A 17,864-nucleotide genomic window follows, 5' to 3' on the forward strand; every position below is an offset into this window, starting at 1 on the left:
CTTTAAGCATGAAAGGCTGCCCCTATGACAACGCCGTTGCGGAAGCCACGTTTAAAATTTTCAAAACGGAGTTTGTGAAGAAACGTCATTTTGAAAGTCTAGCTGAGCTAACCACAGAATTACATGACTATGTACACTGGTTTAACCATATTCGGATTCACGGTTCTCTGGATTACTTGAGTCCGGCTGAGTTCAAGCAGAGGCACCATAAAAAGTTGTCTAGTTTAGTGTTGACAATCCAGTGTTCACGCAGGTAATCGATTCGATAATCATCTTCTACATAGCCGTTTTCATCTGGAGTATCCATTGCACCAAGCCCATTTTCCACAATAAATAATGGTTTTTGATAGCGATCATATATAACATTCAGCGCTGATCTCAATCCTAATGGGTCAATCTGCCACCCCCATTCGGAAGATTCCAAATAAGGATTTTTAATGGATTTATATATATTTCCAGCCGTTTCATTCGTAACAGATGAATCAGTGGCAACAACCCGTGAAGAGTAATAGGAGAAAGAAATAAAATCAACAGTATACTGTTTTAAGACTTCCTGATCCCCTTTTTCCATTTCGATGTGGATGTTCTCTCGTTCAAATTTTTTAATTGCATAATTCGGATAGGCACCTCGAGAATGAATGTCAATAAAGAGATAATTTTCTCGATCTTTTTCGATTGCTTTGGCGTAATCCTCTGGACGACAAGAATATGGATAATTATTTCCTCCAGCTAGCATACAGCCAATCATATTCTTTGGATCAACTTCATGCGCTATTTTAGTTGCAATAGCACTAGATACTAATTGATGGTGCATCGCTTGATATTTTACTTGCTCTTCATTCTCATCTGGTTCAAAACACAAGCCTGCGCCAATAAAAGGTGCATGCAGAATCATATTTACTTCATTAAAGGTCAACCAATATTTGACTAGCCCTTTGTATCGATTGAAGACGGTACGACAGTAATTTTCATAAAAAACGATCATTTTACGATTACGCCATGAACCGTACTTTTTGATAAGATTAACGGGTACATCAAAATGAGTCAAAGTTACTAGTGGCTCGATATTGTACTTTCGTAATTCTAGAAATATATCCTCATAAAATTTCAAACCTTCTTCATTCGCTTTTTCATCATCACCATTCGGAAAAATTCTTGACCATGATATCGACATGCGATAGGTCTTAAACCCCATCTCTGCAAATAATTTAATATCCTCAAAATAATGATGATACATATCAATGGCTTCTTTGGCTGGATAAAAGTGTTGTTCATCAAATTCAAGCATTTTAATTTTACCAGCGACTATTCCTGCTCGATCTTCGCCTGTAGGCAACAAATCAACATTAGCCAAACCACGATTACCTAAATTGTATCCGCCTTCACTTTGATTCGCCGCGGTTGCACCGCCCCATAGAAAGTTAGGATCTAATCCCATTTCATTTCACCTCATATTATTATTGTTTTACTAACGTTAGTAGTGGTTCATTAAAATGTACTGATGTTTCAGTTGTTACTGTTACACTGGCATAATCGGTTGTGTTCGTTACGATCACGGGTACTTGTGTGATATAGCCCGCTTCTTTGATTTTAGCAATATCGAATAAAAGCAATTCTTGTCCGAGTTTTACTTTTTGCCCTTCTTCAACAAAAGTCTCAAAATGGACACCTTTCAACTTAACTGTATTTATGCCAACATGAATTAAAACTTCCATTCCATCGTCTGACCGAATTCCGATAGCATGTTTTGTTCGAGCTACTGCTGTAATTGTACCGTCAAAAGGTGCGACAACTTTGCCTTCGATTGGTTCAACAGCAACCCCTTTTCCTAAAGCCTCCGAAGAAAAAGCCTCGTCAGTAACATCTGTAAGTGGCAATGTCATCCCTTTTAAGGGACTTGTAATTAAACCTCCTTGTGCCGGAGGTCCCATTTCATCCGTCTCTTTCGCAATATCTAGCGTAACTGTCTCTTCCTCTGTCTTCTTTTCATATTTGATTGAGAAGATGTAAGTTAAAATCGCTGTTACGACAATCGTAATACCTAAAGCAATTAATATATTGTATAAATTCCAAATATTCTCGCCTATATAAAGAGGAATAGCAGGTATTCCTGAGGCTCCTGTCGCATAGCGGAAAACATTCGTAAAACCTGCATACAACCCACCACATGCGCTACCAATCATCGCAGCGATCAGCGGATAACGTTTTGGTAAATTAATACCATAGAGCGCTGGTTCGGTTACTCCCATTAATGCAGTAATACCTGTTGAGGTAGCAATTTGTTTCTGTGCTGAATTTTTCACTTTCATACTAACTATAAGTGCTGCAACACCTTGTGAGATATTTGAAAGAAGCGCCCCTGGTCCAATTATATTTTCTAGTCCAGTTGTAGCTAATTGCATTTGACTCAATGGTGAAATACTATAGTGGATACCAAACATCACCATGATTGCCATAATGTTGCAACAATAAGGATTACCATCCAATTGCCATAACTCGCCAACCAATCAAATCCGATCGCAATATAATCTCCAATATACGAACCAATCGGACCAAGAATCGTTAAAGCTAACGTTCCTGTAATTAAAACAGTAAACATAGGAACAAAAATAATTTTTATCGCATTCGGAGTAACCTTTTTCAAAAAACGTTCTATATAGGATTGAACAAATACAATTAATAATATTGGAATAACTGAACTACTATAGCTTACGAGTCTAACTGGCAGACCAAATAAATTAACGTCATCCCCAGCTGTCTGCAATTGAATAAAACTCGGATGCAATAGTATACCTGCTAAAAACATTGCTAAAAATGGACTGGCTTTCAACTTTTGAGCTCCACTATAAGCAAGGAAAAAAGGTAGGAAATAAAAAACTGCATCAGCCATGAAATTTATAATGTAATACGTTTGTGATTCTCTGGAAATTAAATCGAATAATAGCAATAAGGCAAGAAACGCTTTGATCATTCCCGCACCAGTAATGGCCGGAATAACCGGACTAAAAGTAGCTGATATAAAATCAATGATTCGTATTTAATACATTTGGTTTCTTTGTTTCATTATTAGTTGCTTCTTCACTATTCAATGTACCTGTGTATTTAACGATTTCTTCATAAACTTCTTCCACTTGCGTACCAATAATTACTTGAAATTGTCCACCGCTTTCAACAACATTTGCAACACCTTCTAACTTTTTAATTCCTTCTATATCCGCTTTTTTATCATCATTTAGAACAAAGCGCAGTCTAGTTTGACAATGACTTAAAGATGAAACATTCTTTTCTCCCCCGATTTTTTCAATAACTTGCTGAGCGAGTTTTTCATATTTTTTGCTCATAAAATTTTCCCTTTCCTCCTCTTAGATGTGAGATTCGTCAAGTTACTTAGGTCTTTCACGTAGCAACAGATCTAACTTAGCAATAAACTTAAGCGTATTCAAGATACATTAGCATATTGAAATGGCGTTTATCGAAAACGCTTACTTACTCTCGATAATTCGAAATAACATGAAACAAAATATAAACTCATAGCTAATATTCGGAGGATTTCCTTATATTTTTAAAGTAAGTTTATAGCTTTATACTTTTTTTTCCTCCATTTCCTGTCACATTTAAATATTTGATTCAAAACGTTATAAATATAAATAAAAAAAGAACTCATTTTCTTAAATGAGCTCTCATTTTATGTTTTTCATATATGCTAGCTTTAAAAGACGTTTAAGATAGCAGTTGTATTGGTTAGCTATTTTCCAGTGTTTAACTTACTCTATCTTCGGTTATTGGGGCTTGTTCACCCCTAAGCTACAGCGAACCTCCAATTCAGGATTTGTTGCCAATCTAACAACCAAATCCGCAACACTCTTGCGTGAAACAGCACCGCCTTTAAACAGTTCACCTTTTTGTGTGGTCTCATAGTCAATTTCATTAGAATCTGTAAACCATGCAGGACGCAAGATTGTATAATCGAGAGATGAGGCTTCAATTACTTGAGCTGATTTCCGATAAGGATTTAGAACACTTCCATACTTCTCACCAGGAACTTCATCATAAATACCCATAGAACTAATAAAAATGAGGCGTTTCACTTCACTAGCATCCATAGCTTCTACGATATTTTTGGCCATGTTCTCTAGATCGCCTGATAAATTGGCATAGACAATATTCTGCCCTATTATAGCTTGCTTTAGGTTTTCAACATCCATGACATCGCCTTCAATAACTCGAATGCGATCGGATTCCATGTTTTTCATTCTTCTTGAATTACGGAGAAAAAGTGTCAGTTGAGCATCCGTTTCTTGAAGGAATAAATCAATTGCATGACGAGCGATTCCGCCATTTGCACCCAGGATTACTACATTACTCATGTTAAGATAACACCCTTTCAATTCAGATAAGATCAGGATAGGCAAACTATTCGAAATGGTAGTACCCATCCTTTATATAGAAAGCTCTAGATCATGGGATAATTTATTGATTAACCTTACAATGTTGACATATCAATCACGAAGCGATAACGCACATCACTACGTAGCACACGCTCATATGCTTCGTCCACATGGTCTGCACGGATGAGCTCAATTTTAGCGGCAACTCCCTGCTCTCCAGCAAAATCAAGCATTTCTTGAGTTTCCCGGATTCCCCCTACGTTTGAACCCGCAATGCTTCTGCGGCCCCCAATCAAGGAGAATACACTGTACTGATCAGGTTTGGCAGGCGCACCGACATTGACAAGCGTTCCATCTACGCGGAGCAAGGATAAATATGCATCGACATCAAGATTTGCAGAGACGGTGTTCAAGATAATATCAAATTGCTTAGCCAGTTTACTGAATGTTTCGGGATCGCTGGTAGCGTAGTAATGATCTGCGCCCATCTCCAGAGACTCTTCTTGTTTATTCATGGTCTGACTCAAAACAGTTACTTCCGCACCCATAACATGAGCAAATTGCACCGCCAGGTGACCTAGACCACCCATCCCCACAACAGCCACTTTTTTGCCTGGGCCTGCGTTCCAGTGTTTCAAAGGTGAGTATGTGGTGATACCTGCACACAACAGTGGGCTTGCTGCAGCCAGATCCAGGGAATCCGGTACACGGACCACGAATTCGTCCTTAACCACAATCTTTTGGCTATACCCACCATAAGTGATTTCTCCATCATAACCCATTCCATTAAATACCATCACAACGCCTTTTGTACAATATTGCTCGTCACCACGAAGACAATATTCACATTCTCCACAGGAGTCAACAAAGCAACCCACTCCAACACGATCTCCAACGGTAAACTTGGTAACGTCCGAACCTACTTCAGATACAACACCTGTAATTTCGTGACCAGGGACCATTGGGAAGATCCCATTTCCCCATTCGTTGTGTGCAAAGTGGATGTCCGAGTGACAAATACCGCAGAACTGAATATCAATCATGACATCGTTTGAACGTAAATCTCTCCGTTCGATCATAGTTTTTTCGAATGGGGCATTTGCTTTGGGAACACGTAGTACATGCGTTTTACACATCGTCTTCATCGACTCCTTAATTCATTTATCATTGTCCATTTTTGATGACAGGTACACCATTTAGAATTAGAACGTCATACCAAGGACTGGATGTGGCACATATGCTTCCTCCAGCAATGCCATTTCTTCAGGTGTTAATTGGATCGACAGGGCGGCAATCGCATCCTCGATATGAGATATTTCAGTCGTACCTACAATCGGAGCTGTTACCGGATCCTTATGAAGCAACCATGCTAATGCGATTTGCGACATTGGTACTCTACGTGTTTCAGCTACTTTCGCTACACGTTCAACGACTTGGCGATCCGAATCGGCTGTTGCGGAATAAATCGCTTTACCGATGGCATCCACTTTGGCACGTTCGTCCGTTTCACCCCAAGGTCGTGCCAGTCTTCCGGCAGCTAGAGGACTCCATGGCATCACACCAATCTTTTCTTCTGTACACATAGGGAGCATCTCCCGCTCCTCCTCACGGTACATAAGGTTGTAATGATCCTGCATTGCGACAAATTTGGTCCAGCCATTACGTTCAGCGACATGTTGTGCTTTTAAGAACTGCCAGGCGTACATCGTTGAAGCTCCAATATACCGTGCTTTTCCTGCCTTCACCACATCATGCAAGGCCTCCATCGTCTCTTCGATCGGTGTATTGTAATCCCAGCGGTGAGTGTAATACATATCCACATAATCCGTTCCAAGTCTCATAAGCGTTTTATCAATTTCACTCATGATGGCTTTACGGGACAGTCCGCCTCGGTTTGGCCCCTCAGCTACAGGGTAAAACACCTTTGACGCCAGGACTATTTCATCTCGATTTGCATTTTCTTTTAGAATTCGGCCAGTGATTTCCTCACTGGTTCCACCAGAATATACATTGGCCGTATCGAAGAAATTAATGCCTGCCTCCAGAGCTTTCTTAATCATGGGACGACTGCGTTCTTCATTGAGCGCCCACGGGAAATCTCCCCGTTCTCCGATACCGAAGCTCATACAGCCCAGACAAATCCGCGATACATCCAAGCCGGTACTCCCAAGTTTCACATATTCCATTTGTTATTCCTCGCTTTCGCAGGTTGTATTTTACTTCAACATTCGAACCTTTTCCCATTGTGATAATTCACATCAATGTATTAGGCAATATTGATATTTTATGTTACATATGTGTATTATAAACGCAATTAGAATACCTTCAATGACCAATAGAATGTGATCCGTGAATTAGTACACAAATCGATTGAAATTGTGAAATTGCTTTATATGCTTGTATATAACGAGTTAGATTTTTTTAATCGGTTTTTGAGGAGTTCAGAAGTGAGGTGGATGTAACTCAAGGCAAGAACGAGGGGTTAAATAAGGACCTAGCTGTTAGTTTCGTAGCTTCAGCTTATGTTGGAGTAGTGGAATGGTGGTTCGCGAATGAAATGCCTATTTCGCATCAGGCATTGGCAGAACAATTAGGAATGCTGTTAGAGCGGAATTGCAACTAAATTTCGTATATATTTTACTATTCCCAGCCCCTATACACATGGGGCTTTTTGTTTTGTAGTAATACATCCCCACAAAACTGATCGATGCTTGCAGTAAGTTGGATCGGAGCTGACTTAGCCAACGAATGCACCATCGTGTTCAACACAAATACGGACCACAGAAAGTACAGTGGTCCATTTAGCTTAAATACCTATAATGGGATGAGGTACATATGGCTCCTCGAGGCTTGCAATTTCGTTAGCATCCAGTTTCACTGACAGTGCAGCAACTGCATCCTCCAGATGATAAGGCTTTGTTGCGCCGATAATCGGGGCCGTTACTGAATCTTTTTGCAGTACCCAAGCTAGTGCAACTTGCGCGCGAGTAACGCCCCGTTTGGCCGCAACTTCCGCTACCCTCTCGACGACTTTACGATCTGCGTCCACCATATTCGAATAGAATCTTTTACCGGCTTCGTCTATTTCAGAACGTGTGGTTTTTTCATCCCATTCACGAGTTAGCCGTCCTTTAGCGAGAGGACTCCAGGGAATTACACCGATTCCTTCTTCGTGGCAAAGAGGAAGCATTTCTCTCTCTTCTTCCCGATACAGTAAATTCAAGTGATTCTGCATCGATATAAACCGGGTCCAACCGTTACGTTCGGCAACTTGCTGTGCTTTCAAGAACTGCCAAGCGTACATTGAAGATGCTCCTATATATCTAACTTTACCTGCCTTTACCAAGTCATGGAGTGCCTCCATCGTCTCTTCAATCGGTGTAGAACTATCCCAACGGTGGATTTGGTACAAGTCTACGTACTCCGTACCGAGTCGTCTTAGGCTGTTATCGATTTCATTCATGATGGATTTCCTGGAAAGCCCCTTCCCATTTGGACCCGGGCTCATACGAAAATATGCCTTAGTTGCAATTACTACTTCATCCCGCCGGGTGAATTCCTTCAATGCCCGTCCGACAATTTCCTCGCTTGTTCCGTCAGAATAAACATTAGCCGTATCGAAGAAGTTAATACCGTGTTCCAGTGCTCGTTTAATAAATGGTCTGCTTTCCTCTTCATTCAGCGACCATGGAGCGATTCCGCGTTCGGGTACCCCATAACTCATACAACCAAGGAATAATCTTGAAACTTCCAAGCCGGTACGTCCAAGTTTGACATAGTCCATTATTCAACGCACTCCTTTTTTGTTAGTGGTCGATACCTTTTAACGGTTACCGAAAGTCATAGTTCACAAATACAAATCGTTACCTGTAATTCTGCTTTTCCAACCTAGCGAATTTTATCATGCTTCTCCACGTTAACTATAATTAAACATTAATACGCTATTGAACATTTGTTTATAACTATAAGTGAAAACAGGATACATGCAATTGTTAAAAGGATGAGATATGTTCATTAGTAAACCAATTATTTTAAAGTGTTAATTATTTTTCTGAAAATTTTGGTGCTCTTTACAATGTCTATCGGACATACCTGTGGATTTTAGGTTCATGTATGAAACTCTTTGATTTTAATTTGACATCATATCTTATCCAATCATAAGTTAATTATTAGGAACAGGTAGTTTATATTTAAGATTATCTTATAGATGGAGTCAGATGTAATATCTCAATTGTGCTAATTTATTGCCTATTTCTCTTAAGCACGTTGCATTTGATCGTTTAATGTCCCATACTGGCACTTGTCTGCCCTATTTTTGCATTTTGCTTGAAGTCCACATTATTCAGACCTAATGCTTCAAATCGGCATAGTACTATGTTCATGTCCTTTGCGACAAAGGGCTCAAGTTCTTTTCCTCAATTCGGGATAAGAACTTGAGCCCTTACAACATAAAAGCCGCTAAATTTAAAATTCAGTACAAATTATGCTCCCTTGCGATCTTGTCTCAAAGTATTTATTAAGGTCTAATTAATACTTTGAGTGCTTCACGGTTATTCATGGCGCGATAACCCTCTGGAACACCGTCCAGATCAACCGTTACGTCAAATACACGGCCAGGTTTAACTGCTCCGTCAAGAATGTCCGGTAATAATTCTTCCATATATGCACGCGTTGGCGCAGGGCCTCCCGTAAGCGTAATATTACGCCCGAAAAGACTTTCAAAGCCAACGGCAGCTTCATCATACTGCGGAACCCCAACACGACTGATAACTCCGCCGGACCGGACAATGCCAACACTCATATCGTAAGCAGGCTTCAGCCCGACACATTCAAGAACGACATGTGTTCCTTCACCATTTGTCAGGTCCCGGACTTTCGCTACTCCTTCTTCTCCGCGTTCAGAAATAACATTTGTGGCGCCGAATTCAATACCCAGATCTGTCCGCTCTTTATGACGGCCCATAAGAATGATTTTCTTGGCGCCGAGTTTCTTTGCTGACAGAACAGCAAGAAGGCCAACAGCTCCATCACCAATAACTGTTACAGTCGTATCCTCATTCACTCGACCCATTACCGCCGCATGATAACCAGTGCCGTAGACGTCAGATAATGTTAACAGGGACGGCAATAAAGGGGAGTCTTCATCAATTTCGTCAGGCAACTTGAACATGCTTCCTTGTGCTTGAGGAACTCGAACAAATTCCGCTTGGCAGCCAGTCATAAAGCCCCCATGCTCACAAGAAGTCATCAATCCTTCTTGACAAAACGGACATGTGTTATCTCCATAAGCAAAAGGAACGACGACCAAATCGCCTTTCTTGAAACCAGAAACGTCTGAACCCATTTCTTCAATTTTTCCAATCACTTCATGCCCCATTGCTTCACCTTCGCCATGCTCATGAGGATGCATGCTGCGATAAGGATGCAGATCGCTTCCACAAACGCAGGCAGCGACCACTTTCAAAATGACATCCGTTTGTTCTAGCAATCTCGGAACGGGCAATTCTTCTACGCGCACATCACCTGCAGCGTACATAATATTTGCTTTCATAACAATTCTCCACCTTTTATTAAAAAATTGCTTTACAGCGATCTTTTCTATTTCGTAATAGCTTGTTTATTTAGTGCGCCCGCCAAGGTATTCACCAGTTATTGTGAGTTGAGATAATGCCCCATTTATTCTGTTTAATTCCTCTGAAGAAAGGACGACTTCCGTTGCACCCGCGTTCTCGACCAAGCGTTCCGGTTTTCGGGTCCCTGGAATCGGCACGAGGTACGGTTTTTGAGCAAGCATCCATGCTAGCGAGATTTGTGCTGCGGTTGCTTCCTTTTCCTTCGCAAAGCGATTAATCAAATCGATCAGAGCTTGATTTGCATCCATGTTCTCTGGTTTAAACTGCGGTAAGAAACTTCTATAGTCGAGCCCTTTCTCTTCGCTGCTTTCAAAACGAGAGTTCTTATCATATTTTCCGGATAAATAACCGTTTGCCAATGGGCTAAAAGCAACAAAGCCAATTCCCAGTTCTTCTACCGTCGGGAAAGTATCCTCTTCCTTCTGGCGGCTCATCATGGAATATCTGCTTTGAACAGCGGTTACCGGGCATACAGCATGGGCTTTTCTAATTTCATCGGAATTCGCCTCCGACATTCCCCAATGTGTAATTTTTCCTTCCTTAATGAGCTCATCCATTATACCTGCAACTTCCTCCACAGGTACTTTTTTATCAACACGATGCTGGTAGTACAGATCAATATGATCTGTTCTCAACCGTCTGAGGGAACCTTCCACTGCTTTGCGGATGGTAGCTGGTCTGCTGTCCGTTAAGAGTGCACCGCTCTGGCCATGTTCAAAGTGAACTCCAAACTTGGTGGCAATCAATACTTCATTCCGAACCTCTTTTAATGCTTCACCCACCAGTTCCTCATTTTCATAGGGACCATACACTTCTGCGGTATCGAAAAATGTGATACCGAGATCCAAAGCTTGGTGAATCAGTTTGATCATTTCGGTTTTATCTGCTGCCGGACCGTAAGCATGACTCATACCCATGCAGCCGAGGCCGATGGCTGAAACCTCCAAGTCTTTACCAAGAATTCTTTTTTTCATGCCAAGTTCCTCCTCTCTTCCTGAAACAGCCTTCTTTCCGTTATGAAACCTTATACTTATTCCAAACCTTTTTTTCCGTAATCGGTTAAAAACTCTACAGTTTGCGGATCATAGTGGGAGAAAAATGCACTTTCTCCTGTATCCAGTACAGCTATTTTTTCCATATCCTCTGTCGTCAGTTTAAAATCAAATACGTTGAAGTTTTCTTCCATTCTATTTTTATTCACCGTTTTTGGAATCACCACCACGCCTCTCTGAATCAAGAAACGTAAAGCAACTTGGGCAATAGATTTGTTATATTGATCGCCCACTTCCTGTAAGGTTGCGTTGGAAAACAAATCGTTTTTTCCTTCTGCAAATGGACCCCAGGATTCGATCTGCGTGTTATATTTCTTCATAATTTCATGTGCTTTTACCTGCTGGTTGAAGACATGTGTTTCCACTTGGTTGACAGCCGGAACCACTTCACTAAACTGAACAAGGTCGATATATCTGTCCGGGTAGAAGTTGCTTACCCCGATCGCTTTGATTTTACCTACCTTATAGAGTTCTTCCATCGCACGATACGTACCATAATAATCATTAAATGGCTGATGGATGAGAAGTAAATCCAGATAATCCAGTTGAAGTTTTCTCAGTGATTCCTCAATAGAGGCTTTGGCTTTTTCATATCCTGCATTGGAAATCCAAACTTTAGTAGTGATGAATAACTCTTCTCTGGCTACTCCACTTTTCTTGATGGCACGACCTACAGCTTCTTCATTTTGGTAAGCCTGTGCAGTATCGATGGAACGATAGCCTGTATTTATAGCATCAAGTACGCATCTTTCGCATTCAGCTTGATCGGAAATTTGGTAAACGCCATAGCCTAAAATAGGCATCTTTACTCCGTTATTTAAAGTTACATATTCCATTTCAATTCCTCCTCATTTTTAACTGCAGCAGATCTCCAATATTTGAAAGACGCCAACTCTATTCATCAAAAGTCAAAATTAATGGATTTCATTCCATTAATATTCCACTGATAAAAATTATACCCTAATTCATAAAATATGAAATTATCAAAAAGACATAATTTGTATAATAATGAACAAATTCAGATGAATATTCTATTATTCATCCCTTACTAAAAAAACAAACAGTCCGTTGTTAGGGACATTTGCAGTCAAAACTGCGTTTGAGAAAAATGGAAAAATTAAAAGCCGCACTAACGGCTTTTAATAATCATTCGTTACTGAGCTCCCACTGCAACAGAATACCGAATTCAAGCGCTCTCTAAATGATTAGGGATTCAATGGTTAAATAAAATTGATTTGTTTTGTATAGTAATAACGTACAGATTTATTCGGAACGCATCGGATTAGACCTGAAGCGTTGATCTCTACAGTTTATCAAACCACTCATCATCGACCGCTTCAAACCATTCTGTTTCTCCTGGAGTCATGGCCAGATGTACAAACCAACTCTCTTTAGTCGCACCATGCCAATGTTTCACGTTAGGTGGAATATTGACCACATCACCCGTTTTGAGGAATCGGGCAAGTTTGCCTTCTTCCTGATACCAGCCTTTGCCGCCGGTGACTAACAGAACTTGCCCAACCTGATGAGCGTGCCAATTATTGCGGGCCCCTGGAGCAAAGGTAACATTTCCGATCGCCGTATTAAGAGGCGCCGGATCTGTAAACACCATTTGCAGGTAGGCGTCACCCGTAAAGTTTGCTTTAACCTTTTCTCCTAACGGAAAAATGGTACTGTTGCTAAGTTGTCCATTTTCCATCATTGATTCCTTCTTTCTGTCAAAGAGTCTAGAACCTTTTATTCTCCCGCAGGAAAATCAGTAGAAGCTGCCAGTTCAGTCTGCGTCTCGTAGTCGGCAACGCGGGCTTTAAGGGTCGAAATGGTATTTGTCAGCGCTTGAGAGCCGAGTACTAATCGCATCGGCGCTGGTTCTTGTTCCACACTCTCTATGATTCGGGACGCCATACGTACAGGGTCACCTGGAGCTAGTCCATTAGAAGCGTCCAGCATGTTCAAAAAGCCATGCGTCGGATTACCGTCGTACTCTGACATTAGATTCGCTACCTGTGCACTGCCATAGCGGAACTCGGTACGAGCACCGCCCGGCTCCACCAATGTAATACCGATGTTAAAAGGTGCGACCTCCTGAGCGACCGACTCACAAAATCCCTCAATGCCAAACTTAGTGGCATGGTACATCGAATTACCAGGGAAGGCCACCTGCCCACCATAGGAGGATATCTGAATAATGCGGCCACCACCCTGCTTACGCAGATGCGGCAGAGATGACCGGATAAGCTGGATAGATCCTGTTAGATTGGTAGCGATGATGTGACCAACCTCGGCGTCAGAGAGTTCCTCGGCGGCCCCAAAAAGGCCATAGCCAGCGTTGCTTATGATAACGTCAATACGTCCAAATTTCTCAAAAGAGTCGTCGACAAGCTTATGAATAGCAGGAACATCGGGTAACATCTAAAATTTCGCATGCGAAGGTATCTGGATACTTCTCGATAAGGTCTGCGACCTTGCTTTTGTTGCGCACCGTTCCGATAACCTTATTCCCCTTCTCGAGCAGTTGTTTGGTCATCTCATAACCAAACCCACTACTGACACCTGTAATAAGCCAAGTACGATGATTTTTCATAATAATTTCCTCCATGAAGTACATAATGTTTCCTGTTCAGGAGAGTTTTGTTCGCCTGATAAGAACAACGGAATCCTTTTTTATTCCGATTGTGCTGCTGCTTCATTCACACACCGAAGAGCATTCAGACTGCGCGGATAACCTATGAAAGGCAGGCATTGAGAGATAACCTTAATCAGGAACAGCTTATCATTTCCATGCCTCATATTAGCGGCAGCATGGCTGGTTAACTGAGGCTCACATCCACCCTGGGCCATAAGAAAGCAGAATGTAATCATTTCTCTTTGTTTGTGGTCAAGCCCTTTTCGGGTATAGTAATCGCCAAAGCAGTTAGCTGCAAGCCAGCGATTGATGTCCTAATCTCTTCCGGACCTGATTTCCAGAATGGTTTCATACTTTCACCAAAAATATCGACTTGTGCTTGAATTCCTGCTTCCAAACGGTTTTCCTGGGTTGTAGTTGCCTGACACGGTAAAGGTAGTTCAACACCTTGTTCGTTCAATATCTCATTCGCTACATGCAGAAAGGGCAATACCCTTCCAATGCCAAGGTAAGGTACGGACTGATAGACAATTTCCTTTGCTTCCACAGGCGTAACGCCAAAATTCAGTGCTGCTGGAAGCATAGCTTTAAACTCGTCAATTCCTTGACACCCAATTAAAACGGACAAAATCGCCATCATACGTGTCCGATCATCCAAATCGTCTTGATTCACTACTTCATCAAACGCAAAGTTATCGAATAATTCAATAAACTCCGGATCTGTTTCCAAAAACTTAGATTCATAGCCTGGAAACATTCTTTCATGATACTTTTGTGCTGCTTCCGTAATTCCCATTCTTTCCCCTCCTATTGAAACTAGTAAGAAGCCGGTTTATCGCCTTCTGTGTTTGGTTTACTAATTCCCAACTACGACGAATATCCCATTCTTTTGATTCCGCTATTTTAACAACCAAGGCAGCAATACTTTTCCGAGAAATCTCCGTACCTTTTTGTAAGATCGTTCACATCACCTTCAATTATACGTTCCCGGTTTGAGTTATCTAAGTAGATGTATTCCTTCATCAAAATAAACGATTACAATGTTGACATATCGATTACAAACCGATAACGCACATCACTGCTGAGGACGCGTTCATATGCCTCGTCAACTTGGTCAGCCCGAATGACCTCGATCATAGGGGCGATACCATGCTCAGCCGAAAAGTCGAGCATTTCTTGTGTTTCTCTGATACCGCCAACATTTGATGCCGTAATACTCCGACGCCCAGCAAATAAGGAGAAAACATTATATTGATCTGGTTTATTTGGCAGACCAAGATTTACTAGTGCCCCGTCCACATTAAGGATGGATAGAAAGGCATCAACGTCGATATTTGCAGACACTGTGTTTAAAATCAGATCAAATTGACCAGCCAACTCAGTGAACGTGGTGGGATCAGTGGTTACATACTATAGTAGTTTGTTCAAAGGATGCTTTTGGACTTGAAACACTTAGCACTTGAGTAGTTATGTTTTGATGATGGTTACACATGTTATACAACACCCCTTTCCTATAGAGTGAATGATTCGGACACGATTTTAGTCTCATCCTATTTGAAAATTAATATTCTCAATTACTTTATTGTTCTTATGTCTATTATTATAATCTCCTTAAGATTATTTCCTATTGTTAATTTGAAGCGATTTGTACATTAATGAATAGAAATATAAAAATCGTTCATTATCTATTGCGTTTTCCGGATATTAGCCTCTAGTTAAGTCGGTTTGGCTCCATTTCGTTTATACATTGTATTGATAAAATAATAAACATTTGTTTATAATTAAAAAAAAGTTCAGAAAATAAATCGTTATTCGTTGTTATGAGTGTGTTAATTTACGAACCCTTATTATATTTAGATAACAAAAGAAAGTTCGGTGAGCCAAATGTCTAAAGTCGATAGAAGAATCCTTAAAACACAGGAAGCATTAAAAACAGCAGTAATTGAACTAATGACTGAGAAAAATTTTGATGATATTACCATTCAAGATCTCTCAGATAAAGCAAATGTCAGCCGCGGAACGATTTATCTTCACTACATGGATAAATACGATTTGCTGGATAAACTAATTGAAACTCATATTAATGAACTCCGGGAAAGATGTGAAGCAGCTGCCGATTTGGATTTTGTTACAGGATCCGTGATTTGGACAGAATATTTTGAGCGTAATTACGCATTTTTCTCCACGATGCTGGCAAGTAAAGGAGCACCTTTTTTCCGCAATCGGTTCCTGGAATTTCTTATTGAAGAGTTTCAGGATGAAGTGGATAATACTAAGGGGAAAAACGAAGGGTTAAATAAAGATCTTGTCGTTTATTTTCTGGCTTCTTCGTATGTGGGCGTAGTCGAATGGTGGTTTAGGAACGAAAGACCTGTAACCCATCTAGAATTAGCAGAACAGTTGGGAGCCTTGTTGGAAAGAATTTGTGAGTAGGGATTAAACTTATAACTTCAATTTTGAAAAGGAAGGGCTAACTCTAGTAGGTGGCCCTTCCTTTTTTATAAATGATTACGGTAGATTTTAGTTTCAAAAGTTGCTGCACGACCTGACGTCAGCTTTTTGTAGCTTTGTAGTAGAATCCGCTGTTTATTCAGATTTATCAGGCTTCCAGGGTCCATCACGTCACCTTCAAGCACTTGAACGCGGTCGGACGCCATATCCTTTAGTCTGCGTGCGTTACGCAGGAATAGTGTTAAATGAACATTTCTTATTTTTATATTTCCTTTTCTTAATATCTTCTATGTCAATTTTAACGTAATACTTTTACATTAAATATCCAATGCTTCAAGTATTACCTTTACTGTATCTCCAGATGCGGCTAATGTAGAAATGATCTCTTCATTTACGTCTCCAAGATGGACAACTTCATAAGGTGCAATCTGTGCGTCGTCGAACAGTACTGTAAATGCACTCCAGCCATCATAGTAATAAAGGCCGCCTGCATAGGCATCTGATGTCATAGGCACACTTTTAATTGACGGTTTTTTTGGAAGTGAACTATAGTATTCGTGTTGCGCATATCTGCGGAGTGTAAGTTCCATTGGTAACATTTTTAAAAGATCTTCTACAGTACGGTTATCGTTAAGTAATGCTGTAAAATGCTCATCATTTATAATCAACTTTAGTGACTTGGCCATTATTTCTCCCCTTCAAATGCAGACGAAGAAACATCTAAAAAGATGTATAAACGTTCCCGTGAAGCAGGAATCAATTTTTTTGACACTGCCGATGTTTATGCTTTAGGCCGCTCTGAAGAAATTCTCGGCGATTGTATCGCGCATGAGCGAGACAACATCGTTTTAACGACAAAGGTGTTTTGGCCTACAAATGCTGACGTAAATGCCAGAGGCTTATCCCGCCGGCATATCCTGCAAGGGATTGAGGGTAGTCTCAGACGTCTTAAAACGGATTATATTGATTTTTATTTCGTTCATGACTTTGATCCGCGAACACCAATCGAGGAAACCCTGCGTGCATTGGATGATTTGCAGCGCCAAGGAAAGATCCTCTATCCTGCAGTCAGCAATTGGGCTGCTTGGCAGATCGCCAAAGCACTGGGGATCTCGGCCAAGGAACAGTTGGCCCGTTTTGAACTCATCCAGCCGATGTACAACCTGGTGAAACGGCAGGCTGAAGTCGAAATTTTACCACTCGCTGCTTCTGAACAAATTGGGGTCATTTCTTACAGTCCTCTTGGAGCTGGACTTCTTACAGGTAAATATGGGGTGAATAAACGTCCGGAGCAAGGCAGGTTAGTGGATGAAAAAAGATATACGGATCGCTATCTGGATGAAATAAACTATGTCGTAGCAGATCGGTTTACCACCTATGCCGCAGAACGTGGAATCAAGGCAGCGACGCTGGCCGTTGCTTGGGCGATGTCTAATCCTGCCATTACGGCTCCTATTATTGGCGCGCGAAATCTGGAACAGCTCGAAGATTCACTTGATGCCGCCGATGTAGACATGACACCGGAATGGCGTGAGGAAATCTCTTCCCTTTCCATTACACCACAACCCGCAACCGACCGGGGTGAAACGCTTTTACCGAATTGGACTTAATTTGTATGAGCTTCATCTTCTTGCTATAACTAAAACAGGCTGTCTCAGGGGTTAGTCTCAGAGACAGCCTGTTCGTATTATCAAAACTAAGATATACGACGATC

19 protein-coding genes and 4 pseudogenes are annotated in these 17,864 nt (G+C 41.0%); 4 read left to right on the plus strand and 19 right to left on the minus strand.

All coding sequences use genetic code 11. The features are described 5' to 3' along the window. The coding region (locus QD47_RS30945) for an IS3 family transposase (protein ID WP_152643826.1) at positions 1-257 on the plus strand (257 nt) is incomplete at its 5' end. Here the strand turns inward: QD47_RS30945 and QD47_RS18815 are convergent. The 7 genes and pseudogenes from QD47_RS18815 to QD47_RS18835 all read right to left on the minus strand — a co-directional run bounded on the left by QD47_RS18815 (position 173) and on the right by QD47_RS18835 (position 6,574). Next, on the minus strand, positions 173-1,438 hold the full coding sequence (locus tag QD47_RS18815; RefSeq protein WP_082067230.1) for a 6-phospho-beta-glucosidase: 1,266 nt from the start codon (positions 1,436-1,438) through the stop codon (positions 173-175). The genes QD47_RS30945 and QD47_RS18815 overlap by 85 nt on opposite strands. Before the next feature lie 19 nt (positions 1,439-1,457). Further along, complete coding sequence (locus QD47_RS33290; protein ID WP_412177985.1) at positions 1,458-2,249, minus strand: glucose PTS transporter subunit IIA; 792 nt, start codon at positions 2,247-2,249, stop codon at positions 1,458-1,460. After that, positions 2,235-2,971: pseudogene (locus tag QD47_RS33295) on the minus strand (PTS transporter subunit EIIC); the annotation flags it as partial. The gene QD47_RS33290 and the pseudogene QD47_RS33295, both read right to left, overlap by 15 nt. 52 nt (positions 2,972-3,023) lie before the next feature. Beyond that, a complete protein-coding gene (locus QD47_RS33300) occupies positions 3,024-3,341 on the minus strand; it encodes a glucose PTS transporter subunit EIIB (RefSeq protein ID WP_052646805.1) in 318 nt (105 codons plus the stop codon). Positions 3,342-3,779: 438 nt separating this feature from the next. Further along, complete coding sequence (locus QD47_RS18825; protein ID WP_044647584.1) at positions 3,780-4,367, minus strand: NAD(P)H-binding protein; 588 nt, start codon at positions 4,365-4,367, stop codon at positions 3,780-3,782. A gap of 116 nt (positions 4,368-4,483) precedes the next feature. Beyond that, a complete protein-coding gene (locus QD47_RS18830; protein WP_044647585.1) occupies positions 4,484-5,524 on the minus strand; it encodes an NAD(P)-dependent alcohol dehydrogenase in 1,041 nt (346 codons plus the stop codon). A 66-nt stretch (positions 5,525-5,590) separates the two neighbouring features. Continuing rightward, positions 5,591-6,574, minus strand: coding sequence for an aldo/keto reductase (locus QD47_RS18835; protein WP_044647586.1), 984 nt, complete (start codon positions 6,572-6,574; stop codon positions 5,591-5,593). Between the two features lie 248 nt (positions 6,575-6,822). On the opposite strand from QD47_RS18835, the pseudogene QD47_RS31720 reads away from it, so the two are divergent. Further along, positions 6,823-7,011 (plus strand): annotated as a pseudogene (locus tag QD47_RS31720) (TetR-like C-terminal domain-containing protein); the annotation flags it as partial. A 183-nt stretch (positions 7,012-7,194) separates the two neighbouring features. Here the strand turns inward: QD47_RS31720 and QD47_RS18845 are convergent. The 10 genes and pseudogenes from QD47_RS18845 to QD47_RS18880 all read right to left on the minus strand — a co-directional run. Next, positions 7,195-8,172 (minus strand): aldo/keto reductase, encoded by a 978-nt coding sequence (locus QD47_RS18845; protein ID WP_044647587.1) that lies wholly within the window; start codon positions 8,170-8,172, stop codon positions 7,195-7,197. Between the two features lie 732 nt (positions 8,173-8,904). Next, on the minus strand, positions 8,905-9,939 hold the full coding sequence (locus QD47_RS18850) for a zinc-binding dehydrogenase (RefSeq protein WP_044647588.1): 1,035 nt from the start codon (positions 9,937-9,939) through the stop codon (positions 8,905-8,907). 66 nt (positions 9,940-10,005) lie between these two features. Continuing rightward, entirely contained in the window at positions 10,006-10,995 is a 990-nt protein-coding gene (locus QD47_RS18855; protein WP_044647589.1) for an aldo/keto reductase, read from the minus strand. A gap of 56 nt (positions 10,996-11,051) precedes the next feature. Beyond that, positions 11,052-11,909, minus strand: coding sequence for an aldo/keto reductase (locus QD47_RS18860; protein WP_044647590.1), 858 nt, complete (start codon positions 11,907-11,909; stop codon positions 11,052-11,054). Between the two features lie 467 nt (positions 11,910-12,376). After that, on the minus strand, positions 12,377-12,772 hold the full coding sequence (locus QD47_RS18865; RefSeq protein ID WP_044647591.1) for a cupin domain-containing protein: 396 nt from the start codon (positions 12,770-12,772) through the stop codon (positions 12,377-12,379). Between the two features lie 38 nt (positions 12,773-12,810). Further along, the gene (locus tag QD47_RS18870) at positions 12,811-13,485 is read right to left on the minus strand and encodes an SDR family NAD(P)-dependent oxidoreductase (protein ID WP_268794257.1); all 675 of its coding nucleotides are present in this window, start codon (positions 13,483-13,485) and stop codon (positions 12,811-12,813) included. Then, a complete protein-coding gene (locus tag QD47_RS33755; protein ID WP_268794258.1) occupies positions 13,457-13,657 on the minus strand; it encodes an SDR family NAD(P)-dependent oxidoreductase in 201 nt (66 codons plus the stop codon). Before QD47_RS33755 ends, QD47_RS18870 begins: the two co-directional genes overlap by 29 nt. Positions 13,658-13,737: 80 nt before the next feature. Then, complete coding sequence (locus QD47_RS34185; RefSeq protein WP_200893469.1) at positions 13,738-14,010, minus strand: carboxymuconolactone decarboxylase family protein; 273 nt, start codon at positions 14,008-14,010, stop codon at positions 13,738-13,740. Continuing rightward, entirely contained in the window at positions 13,932-14,495 is a 564-nt protein-coding gene (locus QD47_RS18875) for a carboxymuconolactone decarboxylase family protein (RefSeq protein ID WP_235332304.1), read from the minus strand. The genes QD47_RS34185 and QD47_RS18875 overlap by 79 nt, the downstream gene beginning before the upstream one ends. Positions 14,496-14,734: 239 nt before the next feature. Next, positions 14,735-15,109, minus strand: a pseudogene (locus QD47_RS18880) (zinc-binding dehydrogenase); the annotation flags it as partial. 474 nt (positions 15,110-15,583) lie between these two features. On the opposite strand from QD47_RS18880, the gene QD47_RS18885 reads away from it, so the two are divergent. Next, positions 15,584-16,132, plus strand: coding sequence for a TetR/AcrR family transcriptional regulator (locus QD47_RS18885; protein ID WP_044647592.1), 549 nt, complete (start codon positions 15,584-15,586; stop codon positions 16,130-16,132). Positions 16,133-16,197: 65 nt separating this feature from the next. Here QD47_RS18885 and QD47_RS32590 read toward each other — a convergent pair whose 3' ends face one another. Beyond that, the gene (locus QD47_RS32590; protein WP_200893466.1) at positions 16,198-16,356 is read right to left on the minus strand and encodes a hypothetical protein; all 159 of its coding nucleotides are present in this window, start codon (positions 16,354-16,356) and stop codon (positions 16,198-16,200) included. Between the two features lie 111 nt (positions 16,357-16,467). Next, complete coding sequence (locus QD47_RS18890) at positions 16,468-16,836, minus strand: cyclophilin-like fold protein (protein WP_044647593.1); 369 nt, start codon at positions 16,834-16,836, stop codon at positions 16,468-16,470. Between the two features lie 27 nt (positions 16,837-16,863). Between QD47_RS18890 and QD47_RS18895 the strand changes: the two are divergent. After that, positions 16,864-17,760: pseudogene (locus QD47_RS18895) on the plus strand (aldo/keto reductase); the annotation flags it as partial. Positions 17,761-17,864: the final 104 nt, after the last annotated feature.

This window comes from Paenibacillus terrae, from assembly GCF_000943545.1.
In the GTDB taxonomy this organism is placed as follows: Bacteria; Bacillota; Bacilli; order Paenibacillales; family Paenibacillaceae; genus Paenibacillus; species Paenibacillus terrae_A.

Coding starts and splice junctions, on each gene's coding strand:
- QD47_RS18815 (WP_082067230.1), bottom strand. CDS start 1,438: ATGGGATTAGATCCTAACTTTCTATGGGGCGGTGCAACCGCGGCGAAT.
- QD47_RS33290 (WP_412177985.1), bottom strand. CDS start 2,249: ATGGGAGTAACCGAACCAGCGCTCTATGGTATTAATTTACCAAAACGT.
- QD47_RS33300 (WP_052646805.1), bottom strand. CDS start 3,341: ATGAGCAAAAAATATGAAAAACTCGCTCAGCAAGTTATTGAAAAAATC.
- QD47_RS18825 (WP_044647584.1), bottom strand. CDS start 4,367: ATGAGTAATGTAGTAATCCTGGGTGCAAATGGCGGAATCGCTCGTCAT.
- QD47_RS18830 (WP_044647585.1), bottom strand. CDS start 5,524: ATGTGTAAAACGCATGTACTACGTGTTCCCAAAGCAAATGCCCCATTC.
- QD47_RS18835 (WP_044647586.1), bottom strand. CDS start 6,574: ATGGAATATGTGAAACTTGGGAGTACCGGCTTGGATGTATCGCGGATT.
- QD47_RS18845 (WP_044647587.1), bottom strand. CDS start 8,172: ATGGACTATGTCAAACTTGGACGTACCGGCTTGGAAGTTTCAAGATTA.
- QD47_RS18850 (WP_044647588.1), bottom strand. CDS start 9,939: ATGAAAGCAAATATTATGTACGCTGCAGGTGATGTGCGCGTAGAAGAA.
- QD47_RS18855 (WP_044647589.1), bottom strand. CDS start 10,995: ATGAAAAAAAGAATTCTTGGTAAAGACTTGGAGGTTTCAGCCATCGGC.
- QD47_RS18860 (WP_044647590.1), bottom strand. CDS start 11,909: ATGGAATATGTAACTTTAAATAACGGAGTAAAGATGCCTATTTTAGGC.
- QD47_RS18865 (WP_044647591.1), bottom strand. CDS start 12,772: ATGGAAAATGGACAACTTAGCAACAGTACCATTTTTCCGTTAGGAGAA.
- QD47_RS18870 (WP_268794257.1), bottom strand. CDS start 13,485: ATGTTACCCGATGTTCCTGCTATTCATAAGCTTGTCGACGACTCTTTT.
- QD47_RS33755 (WP_268794258.1), bottom strand. CDS start 13,657: ATGAAAAATCATCGTACTTGGCTTATTACAGGTGTCAGTAGTGGGTTT.
- QD47_RS18875 (WP_235332304.1), bottom strand. CDS start 14,495: ATGGGAATTACGGAAGCAGCACAAAAGTATCATGAAAGAATGTTTCCA.
- QD47_RS18885 (WP_044647592.1), top strand. CDS start 15,584: ATGTCTAAAGTCGATAGAAGAATCCTTAAAACACAGGAAGCATTAAAA.
- QD47_RS32590 (WP_200893466.1), bottom strand. CDS start 16,356: ATGGCGTCCGACCGCGTTCAAGTGCTTGAAGGTGACGTGATGGACCCT.
- QD47_RS18890 (WP_044647593.1), bottom strand. CDS start 16,836: ATGGCCAAGTCACTAAAGTTGATTATAAATGATGAGCATTTTACAGCA.